The organism is Flagellimonas iocasae, from assembly GCF_042682725.1.
Taxonomy (GTDB): Bacteria; Bacteroidota; Bacteroidia; order Flavobacteriales; family Flavobacteriaceae; genus Flagellimonas; species Flagellimonas iocasae.
The window spans coordinates 883,880-906,096 of record NZ_JBHUHU010000003.1; the positions used below are offsets into that span (position 1 = coordinate 883,880).

The 22,217-nt window shown below is 42.0% G+C and carries 21 protein-coding genes; 12 read left to right on the plus strand and 9 right to left on the minus strand.

Annotation, left to right across the window (positions count from 1 at the left end; genetic code table 11):
* Positions 1-4 precede the first annotated feature (4 nt).
* From ACFSJE_RS11220 to ACFSJE_RS11230, 3 genes are all read right to left on the minus strand, one after another.
* Entirely contained in the window at positions 5-679 is a 675-nt protein-coding gene (locus tag ACFSJE_RS11220; RefSeq protein WP_379831065.1) for an HD domain-containing protein, read from the minus strand.
* On the minus strand, positions 676-1,413 hold the full coding sequence (locus tag ACFSJE_RS11225) for a lysophospholipid acyltransferase family protein (RefSeq protein ID WP_379831066.1): 738 nt from the start codon (positions 1,411-1,413) through the stop codon (positions 676-678). The genes ACFSJE_RS11220 and ACFSJE_RS11225 overlap by 4 nt, the downstream gene beginning before the upstream one ends.
* 126 nt (positions 1,414-1,539) lie before the next feature.
* The gene (locus ACFSJE_RS11230; protein ID WP_379831067.1) at positions 1,540-1,950 is read right to left on the minus strand and encodes a BrxA/BrxB family bacilliredoxin; all 411 of its coding nucleotides are present in this window, start codon (positions 1,948-1,950) and stop codon (positions 1,540-1,542) included.
* A gap of 124 nt (positions 1,951-2,074) precedes the next feature.
* Here ACFSJE_RS11230 and ACFSJE_RS11235 point away from each other — a divergent pair, with 124 nt between their 5' ends.
* The 4 genes from ACFSJE_RS11235 (at position 2,075) to ACFSJE_RS11250 (ending at position 5,678) form a co-directional block, all read left to right on the plus strand.
* Positions 2,075-2,812, plus strand: a complete 738-nt coding sequence (locus ACFSJE_RS11235) for a TerB family tellurite resistance protein (RefSeq protein WP_379831068.1) — start codon at positions 2,075-2,077, stop codon at positions 2,810-2,812.
* A gap of 112 nt (positions 2,813-2,924) precedes the next feature.
* Entirely contained in the window at positions 2,925-3,509 is a 585-nt protein-coding gene (locus tag ACFSJE_RS11240; protein ID WP_379831069.1) for a HupE/UreJ family protein, read from the plus strand.
* Between the two features lie 86 nt (positions 3,510-3,595).
* Positions 3,596-4,033 (plus strand): deoxycytidylate deaminase, encoded by a 438-nt coding sequence (locus ACFSJE_RS11245; RefSeq protein WP_036381356.1) that lies wholly within the window; start codon positions 3,596-3,598, stop codon positions 4,031-4,033.
* A gap of 16 nt (positions 4,034-4,049) precedes the next feature.
* Positions 4,050-5,678 (plus strand): S41 family peptidase, encoded by a 1,629-nt coding sequence (locus ACFSJE_RS11250; protein ID WP_379831070.1) that lies wholly within the window; start codon positions 4,050-4,052, stop codon positions 5,676-5,678.
* On the opposite strand, the gene ACFSJE_RS11255 is transcribed toward ACFSJE_RS11250, so the two are convergent.
* Together ACFSJE_RS11255 and ACFSJE_RS11260 are read right to left on the minus strand one after the other, a co-directional pair.
* The gene (locus ACFSJE_RS11255; protein ID WP_379831071.1) at positions 5,675-5,878 is read right to left on the minus strand and encodes a hypothetical protein; all 204 of its coding nucleotides are present in this window, start codon (positions 5,876-5,878) and stop codon (positions 5,675-5,677) included. The two genes, ACFSJE_RS11250 and ACFSJE_RS11255, sit on opposite strands and share 4 nt — an antisense overlap.
* 9 nt (positions 5,879-5,887) lie before the next feature.
* Entirely contained in the window at positions 5,888-6,472 is a 585-nt protein-coding gene (locus tag ACFSJE_RS11260; RefSeq protein ID WP_379831072.1) for a MarC family protein, read from the minus strand.
* Between the two features lie 121 nt (positions 6,473-6,593).
* Here ACFSJE_RS11260 and ACFSJE_RS11265 point away from each other — a divergent pair, with 121 nt between their 5' ends.
* Entirely contained in the window at positions 6,594-7,166 is a 573-nt protein-coding gene (locus ACFSJE_RS11265; protein ID WP_379831562.1) for a DUF3109 family protein, read from the plus strand.
* Here the strand turns inward: ACFSJE_RS11265 and ACFSJE_RS11270 are convergent.
* A complete protein-coding gene (locus tag ACFSJE_RS11270; protein ID WP_379831073.1) occupies positions 7,156-9,120 on the minus strand; it encodes a tetratricopeptide repeat-containing sensor histidine kinase in 1,965 nt (654 codons plus the stop codon). The genes ACFSJE_RS11265 and ACFSJE_RS11270 overlap by 11 nt on opposite strands.
* A 15-nt stretch (positions 9,121-9,135) precedes the next feature.
* Entirely contained in the window at positions 9,136-9,870 is a 735-nt protein-coding gene (locus ACFSJE_RS11275; RefSeq protein ID WP_379831074.1) for a LytR/AlgR family response regulator transcription factor, read from the minus strand.
* Between the two features lie 912 nt (positions 9,871-10,782).
* On the opposite strand from ACFSJE_RS11275, the gene ACFSJE_RS11280 reads away from it, so the two are divergent.
* Positions 10,783-11,769 (plus strand): ribonucleotide-diphosphate reductase subunit beta, encoded by a 987-nt coding sequence (locus ACFSJE_RS11280; protein ID WP_379831075.1) that lies wholly within the window; start codon positions 10,783-10,785, stop codon positions 11,767-11,769.
* Positions 11,770-11,886: 117 nt separating this feature from the next.
* Entirely contained in the window at positions 11,887-14,355 is a 2,469-nt protein-coding gene (locus ACFSJE_RS11285; RefSeq protein ID WP_379831076.1) for a ribonucleoside-diphosphate reductase subunit alpha, read from the plus strand.
* 176 nt (positions 14,356-14,531) lie between these two features.
* Here ACFSJE_RS11285 and ACFSJE_RS11290 read toward each other — a convergent pair whose 3' ends face one another.
* Together ACFSJE_RS11290 and ACFSJE_RS11295 are read right to left on the minus strand one after the other, a co-directional pair.
* Entirely contained in the window at positions 14,532-15,185 is a 654-nt protein-coding gene (locus ACFSJE_RS11290) for a gluconate 2-dehydrogenase subunit 3 family protein (protein WP_379831077.1), read from the minus strand.
* Positions 15,185-16,903 carry a GMC oxidoreductase gene (locus ACFSJE_RS11295; RefSeq protein ID WP_379831078.1) on the minus strand — a complete coding sequence of 573 codons (1,719 nt, stop codon included), beginning with the start codon at positions 16,901-16,903 and terminating at the stop codon, positions 15,185-15,187. Before ACFSJE_RS11295 ends, ACFSJE_RS11290 begins: the two co-directional genes overlap by 1 nt.
* Positions 16,904-17,039: 136 nt before the next feature.
* Here ACFSJE_RS11295 and ACFSJE_RS11300 point away from each other — a divergent pair, with 136 nt between their 5' ends.
* Genes ACFSJE_RS11300 through ACFSJE_RS11320 form a run of 5 tightly spaced genes read left to right on the plus strand, consistent with a single transcriptional unit; the run spans position 17,040 to position 22,167 of the window.
* Positions 17,040-18,035, plus strand: coding sequence for a sugar phosphate isomerase/epimerase family protein (locus tag ACFSJE_RS11300; RefSeq protein WP_379831079.1), 996 nt, complete (start codon positions 17,040-17,042; stop codon positions 18,033-18,035).
* Positions 18,036-18,059: 24 nt separating this feature from the next.
* Positions 18,060-18,503, plus strand: coding sequence for a DinB family protein (locus tag ACFSJE_RS11305; protein ID WP_379831080.1), 444 nt, complete (start codon positions 18,060-18,062; stop codon positions 18,501-18,503).
* A gap of 7 nt (positions 18,504-18,510) precedes the next feature.
* The gene (locus tag ACFSJE_RS11310) at positions 18,511-19,737 is read left to right on the plus strand and encodes a nucleoside permease (protein ID WP_379831081.1); all 1,227 of its coding nucleotides are present in this window, start codon (positions 18,511-18,513) and stop codon (positions 19,735-19,737) included.
* 25 nt (positions 19,738-19,762) lie between these two features.
* Entirely contained in the window at positions 19,763-21,001 is a 1,239-nt protein-coding gene (locus tag ACFSJE_RS11315) for an MFS transporter (protein WP_379831082.1), read from the plus strand.
* A 29-nt stretch (positions 21,002-21,030) separates the two neighbouring features.
* A complete protein-coding gene (locus ACFSJE_RS11320) occupies positions 21,031-22,167 on the plus strand; it encodes a Gfo/Idh/MocA family protein (RefSeq protein WP_379831083.1) in 1,137 nt (378 codons plus the stop codon).
* Positions 22,168-22,217: the final 50 nt, after the last annotated feature.

Here is a 22,217-nt window from a genome sequence, read left to right on the forward strand (position 1 = left end):
AGTGTTAGAGATTATGTCCTGCTGAATCGGCCCTCCATTCATTGTAAAAATGTTCTAAGTAATCCAACATAAATTGATGACGCTCTTCAGCCAACTTCTTTCCAGTTTCCGTATTGATTTTATCCTTTAATAGAAGGAGTTTCTCGTAGAAATGGTTGATGGTCGGTGCGTTGGATTTTTTATATTCCTCTTTGGTCATATTTAGGTTTGGTGGAATATTGGGGTCATAGAGTGCTCTATTTTTGAATCCACCATAATTAAATGCCCGGGCAATACCGATAGCCCCAATGGCATCCAAACGGTCGGCGTCTTGCACTACATGCAGCTCCTTGGATGAAAAAGTTGGTGAACTGCTTTCCAAACTATTTTTAAAGGACATGTGCTGTATGATGTTGACAACATGATCAATGATATAATCATCCACCTGGTGAGATTTGAGAAAATCATGGGCCATTTTGGGACCGACACTTTCATCACCATCATGAAATTTGGGGTCTGCAATGTCATGCAACAGTGCCGCCAATTGAACCACCAATGGATCAACTTGCTCATATTGGGAAATCAGCTTCGTGGTGTTGAAAACACGTTCAATATGGAACCAATCATGGCCACCTTCGGCATCATGAAGGGTTGTTTTTACAAAATTGATGGTATTTTGTACCAATTGGTCTTGACTCATGGTGTGTTGGATATGCCGGATACAATCTGTTGTTCAACTTTGGCAATCAATGCTTCGGCATCTCCTTCAATCTCCACTGGAGGATGGACAATAAATGTAAGATGGTTGCCCAACCCCATGGGGAATTTTCCAAAACGTAACAACTTCCATGAATTATTTATACTGATGGGTACAATCAATGCGGAAGGCGCATTTTTCATCAACACCTTTAATCCAGTGGTACGGAAAGGTTTTGGAACCCCATTTCGGCTTCGGGTGCCTTCCGGAAAAATTACGGCACTGCGTTTGTTTGCTTCAATATATTTGCCCAATTTTTGGAGCTCGGCAATACTTTGTTTGGGGTCTTTTCGGTCTATCAAAGCAGAACCGCTGTTTCTTAAATTGTAGGACACACTGGGGATGCCTTTCCCCAATTCAATCTTGCTGACAAACTTGGGGTGGTACTTTCGCATATACCAAATCAAAGGTGGAATGTCATACATGCTCTGGTGATTGGTAACAATCAGTAAAGGTCTATCAGTAGGAATGGTTTGATGGTTTACAAAGGTGTATCTGGTGCCAAGAACATTGGTGCATCGCATAATAAACCAATTGAGGATGGATACACTTCGTTTGTGCGCATCATACCCAAAAACCTTCAAGCAAAACCATTGAATGGGATGAAAAATCACCAAGACCAGTCCAAAACAAATGAAAAAAAGTACGGTCAAAGGATAGGATAGCAACTTTTGCATGCGCAGCGTATTCTGGATTTAGGTTATTGAAATCAGGGGCTAAAATAATACATCGGTAAGGTCTTTCAGTCTTAAAAACAAAAAACCACCCTTTAGGGTGGCTTAATTTTTTAAATCGATGAAGGATTAACAGAATTCGTTATACGCTTCCATTAAGTTTTCTGCGATTAGTTCCGCAGGTCTTCCTTCAATGTGGTGTCTTTCGATCATGTGAACCAATTCGCCATCTTTAAACAATGCCATACTTGGTGATGACGGAGGGAAAGGTACCATGTGGTTTCTTGCAGTGGTTACCGCTTCGGTGTCCACACCGGCAAATACAGTGACCAAGTGGTCTGGTTTTTTACCGTTTTGCAGGCTCAGCTTGGCAGCTGGTCTGGCGTTGGCGGCCGCACATCCACAAACAGAATTCACCACAACCAAGGTAGTTCCATCTTGTTTAAGGGCATTTTCAACGGCTTCACTTGTATATAGTTCTTCAAACCCGGCGGTGGCCAAGTCTGCTCGCATAGGTTTTACCAATTCTTCAGGATACATAGGCTTCTTTTTAATTAGGTCACAAAGATACGTTTTTGTCGGGTTTTTACCATGACCCTTAACATTGCTTATGGTTTAGTTTCCTGAGCAAAGCCCTATATTTGGGCTTTAAATTTTTTGAAGGATGATTAAATGGGTGGCCGCCTTTCTCGGCTATTTTTTATTTAGGTTTCCGGGAGCCATTTTGGGATTCATCGTGGGGAGTCTGTTGGATAACCTCGGAGGTTTCAGTAGCGGCCCTAAAACCGTATTTCAAGATTACACGCGACAACGAGTTTCCCCGGCAGACTTTGAGCTGAATCTATTGTCGCTTTGCTCTATCATCATTAAAGCGGACGGACAGGTCAGTCAAAGGGAGTTGGATTATGTGCGCCAATATTTTTTGAGCACCTACGGGAAGGAAAAGGCCAATGCCATTTTTAGGACCTTTAACGAGGTGATTAAAAAGCGAGAAATCTCCGCGCAACGCATCTGTGCCTACATGGTACAACGCACCCGTTATGAGGTTCGTCTGCAAATGTTGCACTTTTTGTTTGGGATAGCCCAAGCAGATGGTCAGGTAAGCAAGTCCGAACTTGATAAACTTCGGGAAATTGCAGGGTATTTTAAGGTGGGTCGGCATGATTTTGACAGCATCATGGCGATGTTCATCAAGTCAGCGGACAATTCCTATAAAATTTTGGAGATTGAAAAGAATGCCACAGACGAAGAAGTGAAGAAAGCCTACCGAAATATGGCCAAAAAATACCATCCCGACCGGGTGGTGACCGAGAATGAGGCCATCCGTAAAGGGGCGGAGGAAAAATTCAAGGAAGTACAAAAGGCGTATGAGACCATTCAGAGGGAAAGAGGGGTTTCATAGGTTTGTTAGGTGTTAGGTGTTAGGTGTTAGGTGTTAGGTGTTAGGTGTTAGGTGTTGGTGAAATGACATTTCATATAAAACCATGAACTCTGAACCATTAACAATAAATTGGATGCAGGAATTTTTGTTTTACATCAAATTAGGGTTGAACCATGTTCTGGATTTTGGTGCGTATGACCATATCTTATTTTTATCCGCTTTGGCCGTACCGTTTACCTTCAAAAATTGGAAGCATGTAGTTGTTCTTGCCACCATTTTTACCATAGCGCACTGTAGCTCGTTGGCCTTGTCCGTTTATGAGGTGTTTACGGTGGATGTTGGTTTGATAGAATTCTTGATTCCAGTCACCATATTGATCACTGCACTTTTCAATTTTACGTATGTTTTTAAGGAAGGTGTGAATCTAGGCGAACTATTGCATTATATAGCCACCGCATTTTTCGGGTTGATCCACGGTTTTGGCTTTTCCAACTACTTTAAAATGTTAATGGCCGAAGAGGAGGACAAAATCACTCCATTATTGGGTTTCGCCACAGGAATAGAGCTTTCGCAAGTGACCATTATCCTAGTGATTTTAACCTTGGCTTATGTACTATTGAACCTCTTGAAAGTGAAAAGACCCATTTTTATTGCAGTAGCTTCCATTTTGATCATTGCCATCACAATACCCTTGCTCATTGCAACGTTTCCCAACTAGGGGCTTCGTTAAAATTAATCGAATAAGGTTGTAAGGGTCTTTCAAAGCAGGTATATTTATTTCATTATCCGCTGATTTAATGCTATATGAAGGAGAGTAAACAAGAAAAATACGACAAAGCGTATCTACGAATGGCCCAAGAATGGGGCAAACTCTCCTATTGCAAAAGAAGACAAGTTGGGGCCATTATTGTTAAAGATCGGATGATCATCTCCGATGGCTACAACGGCACCCCTACCGGTTTTGAAAATTTTTGTGAAGACGATGAAGGGTACACTAAGTGGTATGTGCTCCATGCTGAGGCCAATGCCATCTTAAAAGTGGCTTCCTCCACTCAGTCTTGTGAAGGGTCCACGTTGTACATCACCTTATCCCCTTGCAGGGAATGCAGTAAGCTGGTGCATCAAGCTGGCATAAAACGTGTGGTATACCAAACTGCCTACAAAGATGATTCCGGGTTAAAATTCTTGGAAAGGGCAGGAGTAGAGACCGTTCATTTGCCGGTTTTGGAAGAAATGGTCTAAAAAAACCATTGCTATTATGAAGAAAATTAAAGGATATATTTGGCCCACATTGCTAGCTCTTGCTGTAGCGATTGGGATTTTTATTGGAGGGAAGCTTCACTTTAATGACAGTCCAGAAAAGCTGTTTTCCACCAATTCCAAAAAAGACAAACTCAACAGACTCATCGATTATATCGATTACGAATACGTGGATGATATCGATACCGATAGCATTGTAGATGTTACCGTGAACAATATTTTAGGGAAATTGGACCCTCATTCGGTCTACATTCCCAAAAGCGAAATGGAAGAGGTTTCCGAAAGCATGAAAGGTGATTTTGTGGGAATCGGGGTAAGCTTCTACAAATACAAGGACACCATTACGGTTATCAGAACCATTAAAAATGGTCCCAGCTACATCAGTGGTATAAAACCGGGTGACCGCATTCTCTCGGCAAATAATGACACCCTTTTTGGCCGCAGAATTTCAAATGATGACATGGTCTCCAAATTAAAGGGTAAAGTCGGGACAAAGGTTGATTTAAAAGTGTTCCGAAAGTCCGAAAACAAGATTTTGGATATTACTGTTATCCGTGATCATGTACCAATTAAAAGTGTGGATGCGTATTACATGCTTACTAAGGATATGGGATACATCAAAATCAATAGGTTTGCCGAATCCACATTTGATGAATTCAAGGACGCTTTGAAAAAACTAAAAATACGGGGAGCTGAAAAGTTGGTATTGGATCTTCGCGATAATCCTGGAGGTTATTTGGGCATTGCGGAAAAGTTGGCGGATGAGTTCTTGGAAGACGACAAGCTCATTCTCTTCACCAAAAACAAGAAAGGGCGAATCAAAAAAGCCTACGCCACAAGCAAAGGTGACTTTGAGAACAAACCTGTTTACGTTTTGATCAATGAGCGCTCCGCTTCAGCCAGTGAAATTATTGCGGGGGCTTTGCAAGACAATGATATAGGTACCATCGTAGGAAGACGTTCCTTCGGAAAAGGACTTGTACAGCGCGAAATGGATTTGGGGGACGGTTCCGCGGTTCGATTGACAGTTTCCAGATACTACACCCCAACGGGTCGTTCCATTCAAAAATCATACAAGAATGGCAACCATGATTACTATCAAAAATTCATGGAGCGTTATTCCAGTGGGGAACTAAGCTCCGCGGATAGCATTAAAGTGGCCGATTCTTTAAAATTTGTCACCCCAAAAGGAAAAATTGTCTACGGTGGTGGCGGAATTATCCCTGATGTGTTTGTTCCCATTGGCAGCAATGAGGAAGAAGCCATTGAAAGTATGGACGATACCTATCAATTCTTTTCCCGATTTGTTTTTGAACATCTGGAAGAGGACCGTAACCGATATTCAGACTATACCCTCAATGAGTTTTTGGATGAATACCGTGTGGATGATATCCTTTTTGATGAGTTTATTGAGTTTGTATTGAACCGTAAGGTCAAACTTGATTTTTATGCCCAGGAAGACAAGATAAAAGCATTCATTAAAGCAAACATTGCAGAGCAATTGTTCTCACCCAATCTTTCAGCCCAGATCAAGGGCGAATTCGATTCCATGCTCAAAAAGGTCAAGGAAGTTGATGCGGCCGTAATTGAACGGTCTTCAGAAGGGATTATTGGAATGCAGAATTAATCCTTGTTCAGCTTGTTTTGAATTTTTTTGGAGGTCATAAAAATCAGAAGCAGTACTATGGCGCATAATGAGGCAACGATTCCAATCAATGCAACCGTGCTATCTCCCTGAAAAGGATTTTCAAAATCTACCAAGGTCACATTATATGCAATTAGGGCCAAAGCCAAAATAATAAGGATAATACTGAAGGTCTTGCTCATAATACGGCGTTAAACTCCCTGGTCAAATAGTTGGTTGATGTTGGCGGCGAAAAGCTTTACAGCAATGGCCAAAAGAACAACGCCGAACACCTTTCTAATGATGTTAAGCCCATTTTTTCCCAACACTCGCTCAATTTTGGCGCTGGATTTTAGTACGAGATATACAAAGATAATGTTTAGGACAATGGCAACGATAATGTTTTCCACATGATATTCTGCACGTAAAGCCAAAAGTGATGTCATAGTACCCGCACCGGCAATCAGCGGGAATGCAATGGGAACAATAGATGCACTTTCCGGCACATCATCTTTGTAAAGGGTAATGCCCAAAATCATTTCAATGGCCAAAAAGAATATGATAAAGGAACCCGCTACGGCAAAGGAGTTGACATCAATACCGATCAAGGAAAGAATGCGTTCCCCAACAAAAAGAAAGGCAACCATAATACAGGCCGCCACAATGGAGGCTTTTTCGGACTGAATGTGGCCTACTTTGCTACGCAACGATATGATGACGGGAATGCTTCCCACGATATCGATCACGGCAAAAAGAATCATACTGGCAGTGGCGATTTCCTTAAAATTGAAATTCATGACGTTACTTTTTTCGGTCTGCAAATGTACGTCTTAAAACGACTTTTGGATGACATAAAATGTTGGGAAAATGTCAAATTTTGGGTTTTGGATTACCTTTGCCCAAAATGAAGCGAAACACATGTTCCAATTAGGTAATACCATTGTGTCTGAAGAGATTCTGGAAAACGATTTTGTCTGCAATCTAAATGCATGCAAAGGCGCTTGTTGCGTAGGAGGCGAATATGGTGCTCCCGTGGAGAATTCAGAAACTGATATTCTAATTAACATCTTTGATAAAGTTAAGCCCTACCTAAGGCCCGAAGGTATAAAAGCCATTGAGGAGCAGGGCACTTTTGTTAAGGGAGAAGATGGTGAATGGGAAACTCCTTTGGTCAACAATAGTGAATGTGCCTATGTTATTTTTTCAAAAGAAGGAGTGGCTAAATGCGGTATTGAAGCCGCTTGGGAGGATGGAGCTGTAAAATGGAGAAAGCCTATCTCTTGTCATCTATACCCAGTCCGTACTCGAGAATATACTGAGTTTACCGCGGTGAACTATCACAAATGGGAAATCTGTGATGCAGCCTGTAGTTTGGGAAAAGAACTGAAAGTGCCCATTTATAAGTTTGTGAAGGATGCCCTCATCCGAAAGTTTGGAAAGAAATGGTATGAGGAGTTGGAAGAAGTGGCCCAGGGCCATGCTAAACCGTAGGAATGTCCAAAATGACTCTCGTGCCCTTTGGGCTACCATCGGGATTGAATAAATCCACAATATCCACATCAAATTTATTCTGATAGTCTTTGGAAAAGTTCGCCAAACGCTCTTTGGTAATGCGGATACCGACGGATTTTCTCTTCAAAACTCGATTTTCCTTATTGGCCTCTGCGGCTCCTCGGCCCACACCGTTGTCTTCAATTTCGATGGAAACATGGCCTTGATTCTTCCGTTTTACGTTCAGGTGAATCATTTTTCTGCCCTCTTTGGGTGAAAGACCGTGCCAAAGTGAGTTTTCCAAAAATGGTTGTAATGCAAGTGATGGGATTTTGATATTGGAGGGACAAAGGTCTTCATCCACCGTAATCTTAAAATCAATTTCATTGGAAAACCGAATGTTCTCAATATTCATATAGAGTTCTATGGTCTCCAATTCTTCGGCAAGGGTAATTTCCCTTTGGGAAGAAGCCTCCAGAATTTTCCGGATCAGCTTGGAAAATTTATTCAGGTAATGAACCGCATTTTTTTGCTCGTTGTTGATGATGTACAACTTAATGGAGTTCAATGAGTTGAACAGGAAATGGGGATTCATTTGGCTGCGGAGCATATTTTGTTCCAAGGAGAGCACCCTTTTTTCATTTTTGTTCTGGTACTGGCGGTATAAAATGTAAAGGATGGAAGCCACGAGACCCACAATCAACGCACTGACCAAGAGTGTGGTCTGGTTTTTTTTCAACCGCAGACGAACGATTTCATTTTCTTTAGCCAAAACCGAAATCTGGTTGTTCTTTTTCTCAGCCTCGTACCGCACAATAACATCATTCATGTACCTGAGGTTAGTGGCGCTGGAGATTTGTTTTTCTTGCTCGGAGGCCTTTTTATAATCCATATACGCCTCTTCGTAATTACCCATTTCACGTTCTAGGTCGGATAGTTTTTGATAGCCAAGGGCAACATTACTGGGCATATTGTGGTTTTGGGCCATTTCCAAACCTTCTTGGATGAACTTTTTGGCTTTATCAAATTCCCCCAATTTGGTATAGGCCCACCCAGTGTTTATATAAATGGATGAGGTAATGAAAAAGTCGCCTACAGTATCGGATTCTTCTTGAAGGGGTTCTAAAAGCACTAGTGCTGCATAGGGCATATCTTGTTTTAAATAGACCTTGGCCAAGCTGTTTTTGCAGATGATGCGTCCATAATTCGACCCGATTTCCTCATTATAGGCCAAGGATTTTCGGTAGTTTTCCAGAGCAGCTTCCAAATCACCCTTTTGTTCCAGACAATCTCCTATGTTCTGGTGGTTGATGGCAAGGCCAAGTTTATTTCCAAGCTCTTCTTCCAATTTGAGGGCCCTTTTGAACTGCATAATGGCCAAATCATACTGCTCCAAGGTTTGGTAAAGATTTCCAATACTGTTCAGGGACACATTGATGCTTCGTTTGATGTGGTGGGATGGGTTCTCTACCTCTTCAGCAATCTCCAAGGCTTTTTGGTTATAGTCCAAAGCCGTTTTTATGGCATCGGTTCGGCGATAGACCACTCCGAGCATGTTCAAACTTAAAACCTTTAGTTCTGTATTGTTTGCTTTTTCCGCGAGCTCCAAGGCCTTCTCGTGCAGGTCTGCCGCTTTTTTAAATTGGGAAATATTCCTGTATTTGGTCCCAATCTGGTCAAGTGCATAGGCCTCTCCCTCCAAGTAATTGTTCTCGCTTGCCAAATTGGCAAAATAGCGTAGGAGGGTGGTATCCTGTTTTTCGTCTTTGAGCTCGGTGTCCAATGAGAGATAAGTCTTGGGCATTAGCTCTACCAATCGCGCTGCTTTTATCTGGAAATCTTCTGGAATTTCTTGAGCTGATATTTGAGCGACCATCAACAAAAACAGGAGGCGTAAAACTACCTTTCGTAGTCGACCTAGGTTGTTGATTTGTGTGGACTCAATTTTAAGCACAGGTACGTTGGGGGATTACAGCATATCCAAAAAATCGGACTTTTTTTGCCGGGAGACTGGGATTTTATGGTTGGATTCCAAAACGACGTATCCATCCGTCTTTAGGAATTCCTTTATTTTATTCAGATTGATAATATAGGAATTGTGAATCCTGAAGAAGCTATTGTCTGGCAAGAGGGTATTTACTTCCTTCAGTTTTTTTGTAAGCAATATTTTTTGGCCATCGGTCAAGAAGATAGTGCTGTAATTTCCATCAGACTCAGCATAAAGGATATCATCGCTGTTCAAAAAAAGCAATTTGCCATCCGTATTTATAGTAATTTTCTTGCTTTGTGACTCGGCATTGAAATTCAACAATATCTTTTCCAATCTATTGATTGTTAAATTTTTGGCGTTAAACTTTTTGATTTTTGAGATGGTGAGCTCAAGGTCGTCGGTGTCAATGGGCTTAAGCAAATAATCTATTGCCTCGTTCTTTAGGGCTTGAAGGGCGTATTGGTTATAGGCCGTAGTGATTACGACGGGAAAATCCTTGTTCTTAAGGTTTTTAATGAATTGAAAACCATCCATGGCCGGCATTTCTATGTCCAAGAAGAGACAGTCCGGAGTATGGTTCTCCAGATAGCCCAAGGCCTCGTGTGCATCCGTAAATGACGCAATGATGTCCACTTCATCACTTAAGTTGGTCAATTCCCAACTTAAGCTTTGCAGTGCCTTGATTTCATCATCAACAATAACCGCTTCAAGCATATAACTAATATAGGTATGTCAAAGTTAGGATTATTCTGTTTAAGCTATTTAAAATTATGTGTTGTTGGGCATTTAACACGTATAACTGGTAAAAAATGCCAAGTTTGGTGAAAACAAGCCCGTTTTGGGACAATATTGGCCTATTCGTAAAAAAGTAGGAGCTAAAGTTGTAAATCACCAAAACCAATTATACATAAAAGCGAACCGTTTATACATACCGAGGTGGAGGCAGTTTTAATGTTGTCTATATTGGCCCTGTCAAAAATTGGCGTATTGTATAATATTGATTTAAATGAAAAAGTGTTTCATATTGTTCATCGTATTAATCGTCGCCCTAATTTTTGCGGCTGTGTCTGAAAGTAAGGACTTAAAGACCCAAGCCACTAAATGGGATAGAGTGGCTGTTGAAAGTCATCAAGGTCCCAGATAACGTTCATATCATTATTACCAATAAATAGTACGGCCAAAGCAACCAATTCTCTTGATTATAGAAACCGCTTGCAAAGAAAAATCTTCAGAGGAGCCCTGGTTTACCGTTTGGTTTTAGGTTTCGGGGGAACTACCTAGAATTAAATATTTCCAATGGCCTATCCTGAAGAGGCCGTACGTTTGGTAATACACATCATAATAGCACTAACCGCAATTCATAAGCAGTAAGACCAAACAGTATGTTACAATATACTTTTTGGTCTTTTTTGTTGTCTATAAATTAAGCCCCAAAAAGTTATCAAAGTCCATATTTTGCTGAGGCCGCCGAGGGTAACCCGCTGCCCGAGATTTCAACAGTCAGTGTTAAAAACTTTGCTCCCGTTTCGCGAAAACCCTCTTTACATTCTAATAACAATTTTGAATCTTTGTTAGCTCTGTTCACAAGGGAATCTCCTTCCAGATTGTAAATTTTAACGAGCGATTATGTCAGAAGCAATTGAACCCATTTTACAAGAAAACAAAGATAGATTTGTCATTTTCCCCATTAAGCACCACGATTTATGGGAATGGTACAAGAAACAGGAAGCTTGTTTTTGGACTGCTGAGGAGATTGATCTTCACCAAGACTTATCGGATTGGAACACGAAGTTAAACGGTGATGAGCAGTACTTCATAAAACACATCTTGGCATTTTTTGCCGCTTCGGATGGAATTGTGAACGAAAACCTGGCTGAGAACTTTGTGAACGAGGTGCAATATTCAGAAGCGAAATTTTTCTACGGCTTCCAGATTATGATGGAGAACATCCATTCAGAAACCTATTCGTTGCTCATCGATACCTATGTGAAAGAGGAAAAAGAAAAAAATGTCCTCTTCAAGGCCATTGAAAACTTTCCTGCCATTAAAAAGAAGGCCGATTGGGCTTTAAAATGGATTGAATCTCCCAGCTTTGCAGAACGATTGATCGCCTTTGCCGCTGTGGAAGGTATCTTCTTTTCCGGTGCATTTTGCTCCATCTTTTGGTTGAAGAAAAGAGGACTTATGCCCGGACTTACCTTTTCCAACGAATTGATTTCCCGCGATGAGGGAATGCATTGTGACTATGCGGTGCACCTTCATAACAACCATTTGATGAACAAGGTTCCCAAAGAACGTATCAAGGAAATCATTGTGGATGCTCTGGACATTGAGAGGGAATTTATCACCGAATCACTTCCGGTGAGTCTCATTGGGATGAACGCCAAATTAATGACCCAATACTTGGAGTTTGTAACCGACCGCTTGTTGGTGGAGTTGCAATGCGAGAAGGTATACAACGCCACCAATCCATTTGATTTTATGGATATGATTTCACTCCAAGGCAAGACCAATTTCTTTGAAAAACGCGTGTCGGAGTATCAAAAGGCAGGTGTTTTGAACAAGGAGCAAGATTCTGATTCACAAAAAATCAGTTTCGACGCAGATTTTTAAGTAACCAAAGTATTTGTTGACTTCCGATAGCACCGGCAGTCTTGATGCACTCAACATAAAATGTTAAATTTTTAACATTCATAGAAACCAACAATAACACTAAATATTCGTAGCGCCATGTATGTAGTAAAAAGAGATGGAAGAAAGGAGCCGATCATGTTCGACAAGATTACGGCCCGAGTTAGAAAACTTTGTTATGGACTCAATCCCTTGGTGGACCCGGTAAAGGTTGCCATGCGCGTTATTGAGGGATTGTACGATGGGGTTACCACATCCGAGTTGGACAATTTGGCTGCTGAGATTGCCGCCACCATGACCACTACGCATCCAGATTATGCAAAGTTGGCTGCACGAATTTCTGTTTCCAACCTGCATAAGAATACCAAAAAATCCTTCTCCGAAACCATGAAGGATCTTTACGAATATGTGAATCCAAGAACAGGAAAAAAGGCTCCTTTGTTATCTGATGAGGTCTATAAAGTGGTTTCTGAAAATGCCGAGACCTTGGACTCAACCATCATTTACAACCGGGATTTTGGCTACGATTATTTCGGTTTTAAAACCTTGGAACGTTCCTATTTGCTTAAAATCAATGGAAAAATTGCAGAACGCCCCCAACACATGCTCATGCGTGTCGCCGTTGGTATCCATTTGAATGATATGGAATCTGCCATAGAGACCTATGAGTTGATGTCCAAAAAGTATTTTACGCACGCTACACCAACCTTGTTCAATTCAGGAACACCAAAACCACAAATGTCTTCCTGTTTCCTATTGGCGATGAAGGATGACAGTATAGATGGCATCTACGATACCTTGAAGCAAACCGCTAAAATCTCGCAGTCTGCTGGAGGAATTGGACTTTCAATCCACAACATTAGAGCAACAGGTTCCTACATTGCCGGCACCAATGGAACCTCAAATGGAATTGTGCCCATGCTTCGCGTTTATAATGACACAGCACGCTATGTGGACCAAGGTGGTGGAAAAAGAAAAGGGAGCTTCGCCATTTATGTGGAGCCTTGGCATGCTGATATTTTCGACTTTTTGGATTTGAAGAAAAACCACGGAAAAGAAGAAATGCGCGCCCGCGATTTGTTCTATGCCATGTGGATTCCAGACTTGTTTATGAAACGCGTGGAAGCGGATGGCGAATGGACGTTGATGTGCCCCAATGAATGCCCAGGGTTGTTCAGTAACCATAGCGAAGAGTTTGAAAAGCTGTACACCCAATATGAAGCTGAAGGAAAAGGACGCAAGACCATTAAAGCTCGTGATCTTTGGGAGAAAATATTGGAGTCCCAAATAGAAACGGGAACTCCGTACATGCTCTACAAGGATGCCGCCAACCGTAAGAGTAACCAGAAGAACTTGGGAACCATCCGTTCTTCCAACTTGTGCACTGAGATTTTGGAGTACACTTCTCCTGATGAGGTGGCTGTATGTAATCTGGCCTCCATTGCGTTGCCTATGTTCATCAAAAATGGGGAATTTGACCACAAGGAACTTTTCCGGGTAACCAAACGAGTGACCAAAAACCTAAATAAGGTAATTGACCGTAATTTCTACCCAGTGGAAGAAGCGCGGAATTCCAATATGCGACACCGACCAATTGGTTTGGGGGTACAAGGCTTGGCCGATACGTTTATTATGTTGCGTATGCCCTTCACCAGTGATGAAGCCAAAAAATTGAACCAGGAAATCTTTGAGACATTATATTTCGCGGCGGTAACTGCTTCCATGGAAATGGCCAAAGAAGAAGGGGCTTATTCCAGCTATGAAGGTTCACCGATTTCAAAAGGAGAATTTCAACATAATCTTTGGGGCATCAAGGACCAAGAACTTTCAGGTCGATGGGATTGGGATAAACTTAGAAAGGATGTCAAAAAGAACGGTGTTCGGAACTCTTTGTTGGTAGCGCCGATGCCGACTGCTTCAACATCACAGATTTTGGGGAATAACGAATGTTTTGAGCCCTACACTTCCAACATTTATACCCGTAGGGTATTGTCTGGAGAATTCATCGTGGTGAACAAGCACCTTTTGGAGGATTTGGTTCGATTGGGTCTATGGAACGAAAATCTTAAACAAGAGTTGATGCGTGCCAATGGTTCCGTTCAACATATTGATGTGATTCCGCAAGACATCAAGGAGCTTTATAAGACGGTTTGGGAGCTTAGCATGAAAGACATCATTGATATGAGCAGACAACGTGGCTACTTTATTGATCAAAGTCAATCGTTGAACCTCTTCATGGAAAATGCGAACTACTCCAAACTTACATCCATGCATTTCTATGCTTGGAAGAGTGGTCTTAAAACAGGGATGTACTATCTAAGGACCAAATCTGCAGTGGATGCCATCAAGTTCACCTTGGATAACACGAAGAAAGAAGAGCCCGTTGCAGTGGCCACCGAAGCGGAAATGACGGCGGCAGCTTCAGCTGAAGCGATAAAAGTGGAAGCTGTGGATGCAACTCAGCAGGAAGTAGATATACGCCCTATGACGCCTGAAGAGATGAAAGAAATGATCGCACGCGCCAAGGAAGGTCAAGCAGACGATGATTGCTTGATGTGCGGATCATAGCCTGTACTGAGCTTTATCAGTATGTGTGATAGTGTTTATTGATTAGATGCCTCGGAGAATGTTCACCCCACTCAGAACAATCCGAGGTATTTTCATTTAACGCGAGAAGAACCCAATAACAAAAAAAACCTCCTTTTAAAGGAGGTTTTTTATTTCAAATTAAAAGGAGAACAAAACTACAGCGACCAGGCTTTGCCATCAGTCAATGCAGTTACATCGTCACATGGAATGTATTGGCCAGGAATAGGATCGTAGGCCAATACCTCTTCCCCAATAAATTCTGTATTCTTAAAGGCCCAAATGGCCATGTCCCTGATATCATTTGCAAAGGAGAAACGGGCAATGTCATCGTCAATATCCGCTTGACCACCGTCCATTGTGGACTCCATATAACTGTTTATGGCATCTGTATGGGCTTCTTCCACTTCTGGAGTACGTTTGGCCAAGTAGGTTTTTAAAACGGGCTCAATATCAGTAGCTTCCACATCCGCTAAGGATTCTTTTCCAGAATCCGATAGGACTTTATCGTAAAACCTGTCCATTTTCAGCTTCACAAAATTCAATTGGTCTTCTGGCATCACCTCATTCAAGAACGAATCAATGAACACATGAAGGTTCAATTCAGTTGCTGAAGGGGTATCCGTTTTCGGCAATATAATATCCAAGGTCTGTGCAAGGGCATAACCTTGGTCCTTGCTCAAAAGAGAGGGCACCCATTCCGCATACGGAGCTTTGTCCTTACAACTTTGAAGTATTCCCAAGAGTGTTGGGGTGGCCACAGCGTAACCGAAGGCCAATCCCATATTTTTAAGTGCAGATCTTCTTTCCATTATATACTTCCTTTTTTAAGTTCTTGAGCGGCATGGTTTGCAGCTCTTGCAGTAAACGCCATATAGGTCAATGAAGGATTCACACAACTTGCAGATGTCATGAAAGCTCCATCGGTCACGTAAACATTTTTACAGGCATGGACTTGGTTGTATCCGTTCAAAACAGAGGTTTTGGGATCACGACCCATACGGGCGGTTCCCATTTCGTGGATTCCAAGACCCAATGCGCCAGGGTTATCATACGGTTCAACATCCCTAACACCAGCTTTGGTAAGCATTTGAACGGCTTGTTCTTTCATGTCTTCACGCATTTTCCATTCGTTGTCCTTTAATTCGGCATCAAAGGTAACGGTAGGCAATCCCCATTGATCCAACTTGTCATAGTCAAGGGTCATTCTGTTGTCTTCGTATGGCAATACTTCACCGAATCCTCCGATTCCGAAGTTCCATCCACCCGGCTTAAGAATAGCATCTTTAAGGTCTTTTCCGTAGGAAAGCTCGGCAATCGATTCTTCCCAGTTTTCTCTACGGGCACCCCCTTGGTATCCATACCCCCTGATGAACTTATCCATATTGGAGTTGCCTCCCAAGTTTCTAAATCGTGGAATGTATACGCCGTTTGGCTTTCTTCCTTTATAGTATTTGTCTTCAAATCCGTCAAACTTACCTGAAGCCCCTACATTTAAGTGGTGGTCCATGATATTTCTTCCCAACTGGTCCGAATCATTACCCAATCCATTTTCGAATCGGTCTGATTTGGATTGCATCAAAATGGAAGTGGAAGCGATGGCAGAGGCGCAAAGGAAAATCACCTTGGCCTTGAACTCAAACTCCTCTTTGGTCTCACGGTCTATGACTTTTACCCCCGTTGCTTTTTGGGTATTGGGATCATAAATTATTTCATGGACAATGGAATCTGGCCGTAATGTCATGTTGCCTGTTCTTTCCGCTGCCGGCAGGGTTGAAGAAACACTACTGAAGTAGGCCCCAAACGGACAACCTCTCATACAACGGTTCCTAAACTTACAGCGGGAACGTCCATCGCCATCAAACTGTTTATCACTATTAATGTGGGCCACCCTACCTGCAGTGATCACACGCCCATCAAAATGTTCGGCTACTTTATCTTTTACATGGCTCTCCACACAGTTGAGTTCCATCATAGGCTCAAAAACACCGTCAGGAAGTTGTTCCAATCCCAAGGTCTCACCGGTAACCCCAATATAACTTTCAACTTTGTCGTACCAAGGCGCAATATCTTTATAACGAACAGGCCAATCTACAGCAATACCGTCATTTTTGTTGGCTCCAAAATCTATGTCGCTCCAACGGTAGCTATGTCGACCCCACATAATGGAACGTCCACCAACGTGATACCCTCGCATCCAATCGAATCGTTTGGTTTCATTATACGGGTGATCGATATCATCCACAAACCAGAAATTGTGCGGCGCCTTAACCGTATATCCGGTCCTGGCTTGTTTTTCCTGTCTGGCAGCTTTTTCTCGTGGCAATTCACCGTTATGGGGGAAATCCCAGTTGTCTAAATTGGCCGTGGGATAATCTTCTCTGTGCCTAACCATGGGGCCACGTTCCAAAACTAATGTCTTGAGGCCATTTTCACACAGCTCCTTTGCAGCCCAACCACCGCTAATGCCTGTTCCTACTACAATGGCATCGTATGATTCTTGCTCCTCGTTGTAATAAAATTTACTCATTTATTCGGATTGTTTATTTGCTAAATGTATTAATTATTAAATTAATTTTCTACATTTAATCCCTATGTTTATTGAGAATTCTGTACTATAACGTTGTAGTTTTTGGATTCTATAAGAAAATCGATAGTTTGAGTTTATGAAGAAAAAGAATGTTTTTCAAAACGGTTTTTTGGCTGTTTTGGCAATTGTGGTAACAGGTTTTTACTCCTGTAAACCGAATCAAAAAAAGGAAACCTCTGCAAATCAAGAATCAGAAGAAGTAATGGCCGAAATTACCGAGCCTACCTATCAACTTTCCTTGGCCCAATGGTCTATCAACAGAATGATTCGCGAAGAGGGCGTGGACCCCTATACATTTGCTGAAAAAGCTAGCAAATGGGGTTTTGATGGATTGGAATATGTAAGCCAGCTCTATTACCCAACTTTGGAAAAGGATAATTTCTCAGAAGAAGCCATGAACACTTTTGTTGAAAAGTGTAAGGTCGAGAGCGAAAAGTATGGTCTGGAGAACCTATTGATCATGATTGATGGACAGGGGGATCTTGCCGCGGAGGACGAAAATGAACGGAAAGAGGCTGCTGAAAACCATCACAAATGGGTAGATGCCGCAGCGGCTTTAGGCTGTCATTCCATTCGGGTGAACCTAAGCGGTACCATGGACCCAAGTTTATGGGTGGAAGCCTCTGTTGACGGACTCACCCAATTATGCACCTATGCCAAGGACAAGAACATCAATGTGATTGTGGAAAATCATGGAGGGCCTTCTTCCAATGCGGAATGGTTGTCTTCGGTAATAGAAAAGGTAGGGATGGACAATTGCGGAACACTTCCCGATTTTGGTAATTTCTGTATCAAAAGAGCAGATGGATCATACTACGAATCCAAATGCGTTGAGGAATATGATCGATATAAAGGTATAGAGGAATTGATGCCCTATGCCAAAGGGGTCAGTGCCAAATCCTATGGTTTTGATGAAGAAGGCAAAGAGACCACTATCGATTTTGCTAGAATGATCAAGATCATTAAAGATTCTGGTTATACTGGATTTATTGATGTGGAGTATGAAGGAAACGAAATGGGCGAGGAAGACGGAATTTTGGCTACCAAAAAACTGTTGGAGGAGCTACTTTAACCACCGCTTTAAGGTAAAGACCGTATGAAGGGATTTTTACAACAACTCTTCGACTATAATTACTATTGCAACAAAAAATTGATTGCACAGTGTGGTTCCCTGGAGAACATTCCGGAGAACTGCACTCGTCTTTTTAGTCATATCCTAAACGCCCATCATATTTGGAACCAACGGATTTTGGGAAATCCTTCGGAGTATAGCGTTTGGCAGGAGCATCCCTTTGCAAAATGGGAAGACATCCATTATGACAACCAAAGGAGTTCGTTTGAGATCATTACCAATGCAAACGACCTTCACAAAAGAGTGGACTATGAAAATAGTGAGGGAAGAACCTTTGCCAATGAAGTTCAGGATATTCTGTTTCATGTGGTGAACCATTCTACCCACCACAGAGGTCAGATTTTAAAAGATTTTAGGGATTCCGGTATCGTTCCAGAACCTTTGGACTATATATTTTATAAAAGGTAAACTCTATATGAGTACAAAGATAAAGTTCCAACTTTCGTTCATGATGTTCTTGGAGTTCTTCATCTGGGGAGGTTGGTTTGTCACTTTGGGAACCTTTTTGGGCAATAATCTAAACGCCACTGGAGGTGAAATGGCACAAGCATTTTCAACCCAATCATGGGGGGCGATCATTGCACCTTTTATTATTGGACTGATTGCCGACAGATATTTTAACGCTGAACGAATATTAGGGGTGCTTCATCTGGTAGGAGCCCTGTTGATGTATCAGATGTACCAGACCACTGATTTTTCTGTATTCTATCCGTACGTATTGGGGTATATGATTCTGTACATGCCTACATTGGCATTAGTGAATTCAATTTCCTTCAATCAAATGAAAGACCCTGCCAAGGAGTTTTCACCCATTCGGGTTTTTGGAACCATAGGTTGGATTGTGGCTGGACTCGTAATCAGCTATCTATTTCTTTGGGATTCGCCCGAAGGAATACAATCTGGCATGTTGAAGAATACGTTCCTAATGGTGGCGTTGGCATCCGCGGTATTGGGGATTTTCAGCTTTACATTACCCAAGACCCCGCCAAGGGTGGACAAAACGGAAAAAGTAAGAATTTCGGAAATGCTGGGACTCGATGCATTGAAGCTATTGAAGGATAAAAACTTCTTGATTTTCTTTATTTCATCCGTATTGATTTGCATCCCACTAGCGTTTTATTACCAAAACGCCAATCCATTCTTGTCAGAAATCGGGATGGCAAATCCAACAGGTAAAATGACCATCGGGCAACTTTCCGAAGTGCTCTTTATGCTCCTATTGCCGTACTTTTTTACAAAATTCGGATTCAAAAAGACCATAATGGCCGGGATGCTGGCATGGACCATCCGTTATTTGTTGTTCGCCTATGGCAATGCCGGTGATATGGCCGTTATGTTATTGATTGGGATAGCCCTGCATGGTATCTGCTACGATTTTTTCTTTGTATCAGGTCAAATTTATACCGATTCAAAAGCTGGGCACAAATACAAAAGTGCCGCTCAGGGATTAATTACGTTGGCAACCTATGGCGTAGGAATGTTGATTGGGTTTTGGGTGGCCGGACAAATTACCGATGCCAACCTTATCAATGAAAACCAACACAACTGGATGAACATTTGGCGCTTCCCTGCCTTCTTTGCACTAGGGGTGGCAGCCATTTTTATGTTGTTCTTTAAAAATGAAAACGTATCATATAAATAGAAATTAACTGACTAAATTGTATCTAATGAAACAAGTAAACAAGAATCAAATTTTTATCGCGGCATGTATATCGCTTGTGGTTACCGCAATGACCTTTGCCATTAGAGCGGGTATATTGACCCAATTGGGAGAGGAGTTTGAGATTTCCAATGAAAAATTGGGCTGGATCAACAGTATGGCATTTTTTGGTTTTCCAGTAGCCATGATTATCGGAGGGCTTCTTTACAACAAATTGGGAGCCAAAAAAATTATGGTGGCCGCTTTCTTTTCACATCTCTTGGGGTTGTTGTTGACCATTTTCGCAGGAGGGTTTTGGACCCTTATCATTTCAACCTTCTTTATTGGGTTTGCCAACGGAGCCGTTGAAGCTGCCTGTAATCCAATGATTGCGGACATGTATACCAAAAACAGAACAGCCATGCTGAACAAGTTTCATGTGTGGTTTCCCGGAGGGATTGTAATAGGTTCCCTAATCTCCAAGTTTATGACCGATTTTGGAATGGGATGGCAATTACAGATTGGTGTTATGTTGATACCAACCCTTATTTATGGGTACATGTTCTTTAAACAAGAACTTCCCGAAAGCGAACACATTGAAAAAGATACCGCTACAAACATCAAATCACTGTTAGACCCGCTATTCATTTTCATATTAATCTGTATGACGTTGACCGCAATTTCTGAATTTGGTCCACAGCAATGGGTGGAGACTATTTTGGGTAATTCAGGGGCAAGTCCTATGTTGGTATTGGCCATGGTGACAGGGATTATGGCTCTAGGTAGATATTTTGCCGGGCCCATTGTTCACCGATTAAACCCAATTGGCGTGTTATTAATGTCGGCCATCATCACTACGGCAGCTGTGTATAGTATGAGTATTGCCGAAGGGTCCATGATTTATTTGGCCGCAGTTCTTTTTGCGCTGGGAGTTTGTTATTTTTGGCCTACTATGATTGGGTTTACTTCGGAGTATTTACCCAAAACAGGTGCCTTGGGAATGTCTTTGGTTGGAGGCGCAGGAATGTTCTCCACTTCAATTTGGCAACCTGTGATCGGATCATGGTTGGATAATGCAAAAGAGACCGCCATCTCTTCTGGTATAGCAGAAGAAATTGCCGAACTCAGTGCCGGTAAGGCCACATTGGGAAAAATGATGTTCTTTCCCCTAACGGTTGGTGTTTTGTTTCTGATACTGTTTATGTTCAGGAAAAAACTGGAGGAAAGAAGGGTACCACAAGGACACACATCAGAAGAAATTGTGTAACAAAATAGATACGAATAAATAAAAAGGAAATGCCAAAAAAAATAAGACTTGGAATTCTTGGAGGAGGCGGAGATTCGCTCATTGGAGTGTTACACAGAGTAGCCTCGTTCATCAATGATAACTATGAAATCGTAGGGGCGGTCTTCAACCCCAATTTTGAGGACAATGTCAACTTTGCAAAGGAAATAGATGTTCCTACCAACCGAATCTATAAGGATTTTGACACCTTGGTGGAGGAAGAATTGAAACTTCCGGAGGACGAACGGATTCAAGTTTGCTCCATATTGACGCCTAATTTTCTTCACTTTCCAATGGCCAAGAAGTTGTTGGAAAATGGGTTTCATGTCATTTGTGAAAAACCAATGACAACTACCTATGAAGAAGCAAAGATTTTGCAAGAGACTTTGGCCAAAGCGGGAACTGTTTTTGCGGTTACCCATACCTATACCGGGTATCCCATGGTGCGTCAAATGCGTGAAATGATCAAGGCCGGTGAATTGGGGAAAATCCACAAAGTGGATGCCCGATATTACCAAGGTTGGATTAACGCCATTATCCATGACAAGGAAAAACGATCTTCAGTTTGGAGATTGGACCCCAAAAAAGCGGGTATCAGTTCCTGTATGGGTGACATTGGTGTCCATGCCTTCAATATGGTGGAGTTTACCACCGGATTGCAAGTAAAATCCCTGTTGTGCGACTTCAATTATATGTATGATGACAATGTCATGGATGTAGACGGAACCGTATTGATCCGTATGGGTAAGAATGTAAAGGGAGTAATCAGGGCAAGTCAAGTGGCCACTGGTGAGGAAAACGGGCTGGCCATTGCCATTTATGGTGAAAAAGGTGCCTTTAGATGGGAACAGGAGAAACCCAATTTCCTCTATAAAATGAGCGATACGGAGCCTGTACAAATCTATAAGCCTGGGCATGCCTACAATTCAGAACTTTCTTTGGATGGAACCAAATTACCTCCAGGGCATCCCGAAGGTATTTTTGATGCCATGGCCAATATTTATCTTGGAGTGGCCAGGGCCATTCGTGGTGAAAAATACAATGATGGAGAGTTTCCAACCATGTTGGATGGTGTTCGGGGACTCAATTTCATCGAGGGTACCGTTGCCTCGCACAAGCAGGGCAACATTTGGGTAGATTTGGATTAATCCGCTTCTCCTAAATAGTAAAGTAAAATGGCCGCAACTAGTGGCCATTT

Coding starts and splice junctions, on each gene's coding strand:
- ACFSJE_RS11275 (WP_379831074.1), bottom strand. CDS start 9,870: ATGCTTGAAGCGGTTATTGTTGATGATGAAATCAAGGCACTGCAAAGC.
- ACFSJE_RS11290 (WP_379831077.1), bottom strand. CDS start 15,185: ATGGAAAGAAGATCTGCACTTAAAAATATGGGATTGGCCTTCGGTTAC.
- ACFSJE_RS11305 (WP_379831080.1), top strand. CDS start 18,060: ATGAAGGGATTTTTACAACAACTCTTCGACTATAATTACTATTGCAAC.
- ACFSJE_RS11220 (WP_379831065.1), bottom strand. CDS start 679: ATGAGTCAAGACCAATTGGTACAAAATACCATCAATTTTGTAAAAACA.
- ACFSJE_RS11295 (WP_379831078.1), bottom strand. CDS start 16,903: ATGAGTAAATTTTATTACAACGAGGAGCAAGAATCATACGATGCCATT.
- ACFSJE_RS11285 (WP_379831076.1), top strand. CDS start 11,887: ATGTATGTAGTAAAAAGAGATGGAAGAAAGGAGCCGATCATGTTCGAC.
- ACFSJE_RS11250 (WP_379831070.1), top strand. CDS start 4,050: ATGAAGAAAATTAAAGGATATATTTGGCCCACATTGCTAGCTCTTGCT.
- ACFSJE_RS11260 (WP_379831072.1), bottom strand. CDS start 6,472: ATGAATTTCAATTTTAAGGAAATCGCCACTGCCAGTATGATTCTTTTT.
- ACFSJE_RS11265 (WP_379831562.1), top strand. CDS start 6,594: ATGTTCCAATTAGGTAATACCATTGTGTCTGAAGAGATTCTGGAAAAC.
- ACFSJE_RS11255 (WP_379831071.1), bottom strand. CDS start 5,878: ATGAGCAAGACCTTCAGTATTATCCTTATTATTTTGGCTTTGGCCCTA.
- ACFSJE_RS11230 (WP_379831067.1), bottom strand. CDS start 1,950: ATGTATCCTGAAGAATTGGTAAAACCTATGCGAGCAGACTTGGCCACC.
- ACFSJE_RS11310 (WP_379831081.1), top strand. CDS start 18,511: ATGAGTACAAAGATAAAGTTCCAACTTTCGTTCATGATGTTCTTGGAG.
- ACFSJE_RS11245 (WP_036381356.1), top strand. CDS start 3,596: ATGAAGGAGAGTAAACAAGAAAAATACGACAAAGCGTATCTACGAATG.
- ACFSJE_RS11235 (WP_379831068.1), top strand. CDS start 2,075: ATGATTAAATGGGTGGCCGCCTTTCTCGGCTATTTTTTATTTAGGTTT.
- ACFSJE_RS11315 (WP_379831082.1), top strand. CDS start 19,763: ATGAAACAAGTAAACAAGAATCAAATTTTTATCGCGGCATGTATATCG.
- ACFSJE_RS11240 (WP_379831069.1), top strand. CDS start 2,925: ATGCAGGAATTTTTGTTTTACATCAAATTAGGGTTGAACCATGTTCTG.
- ACFSJE_RS11320 (WP_379831083.1), top strand. CDS start 21,031: ATGCCAAAAAAAATAAGACTTGGAATTCTTGGAGGAGGCGGAGATTCG.
- ACFSJE_RS11300 (WP_379831079.1), top strand. CDS start 17,040: ATGAAGAAAAAGAATGTTTTTCAAAACGGTTTTTTGGCTGTTTTGGCA.
- ACFSJE_RS11280 (WP_379831075.1), top strand. CDS start 10,783: ATGTCAGAAGCAATTGAACCCATTTTACAAGAAAACAAAGATAGATTT.
- ACFSJE_RS11225 (WP_379831066.1), bottom strand. CDS start 1,413: ATGCAAAAGTTGCTATCCTATCCTTTGACCGTACTTTTTTTCATTTGT.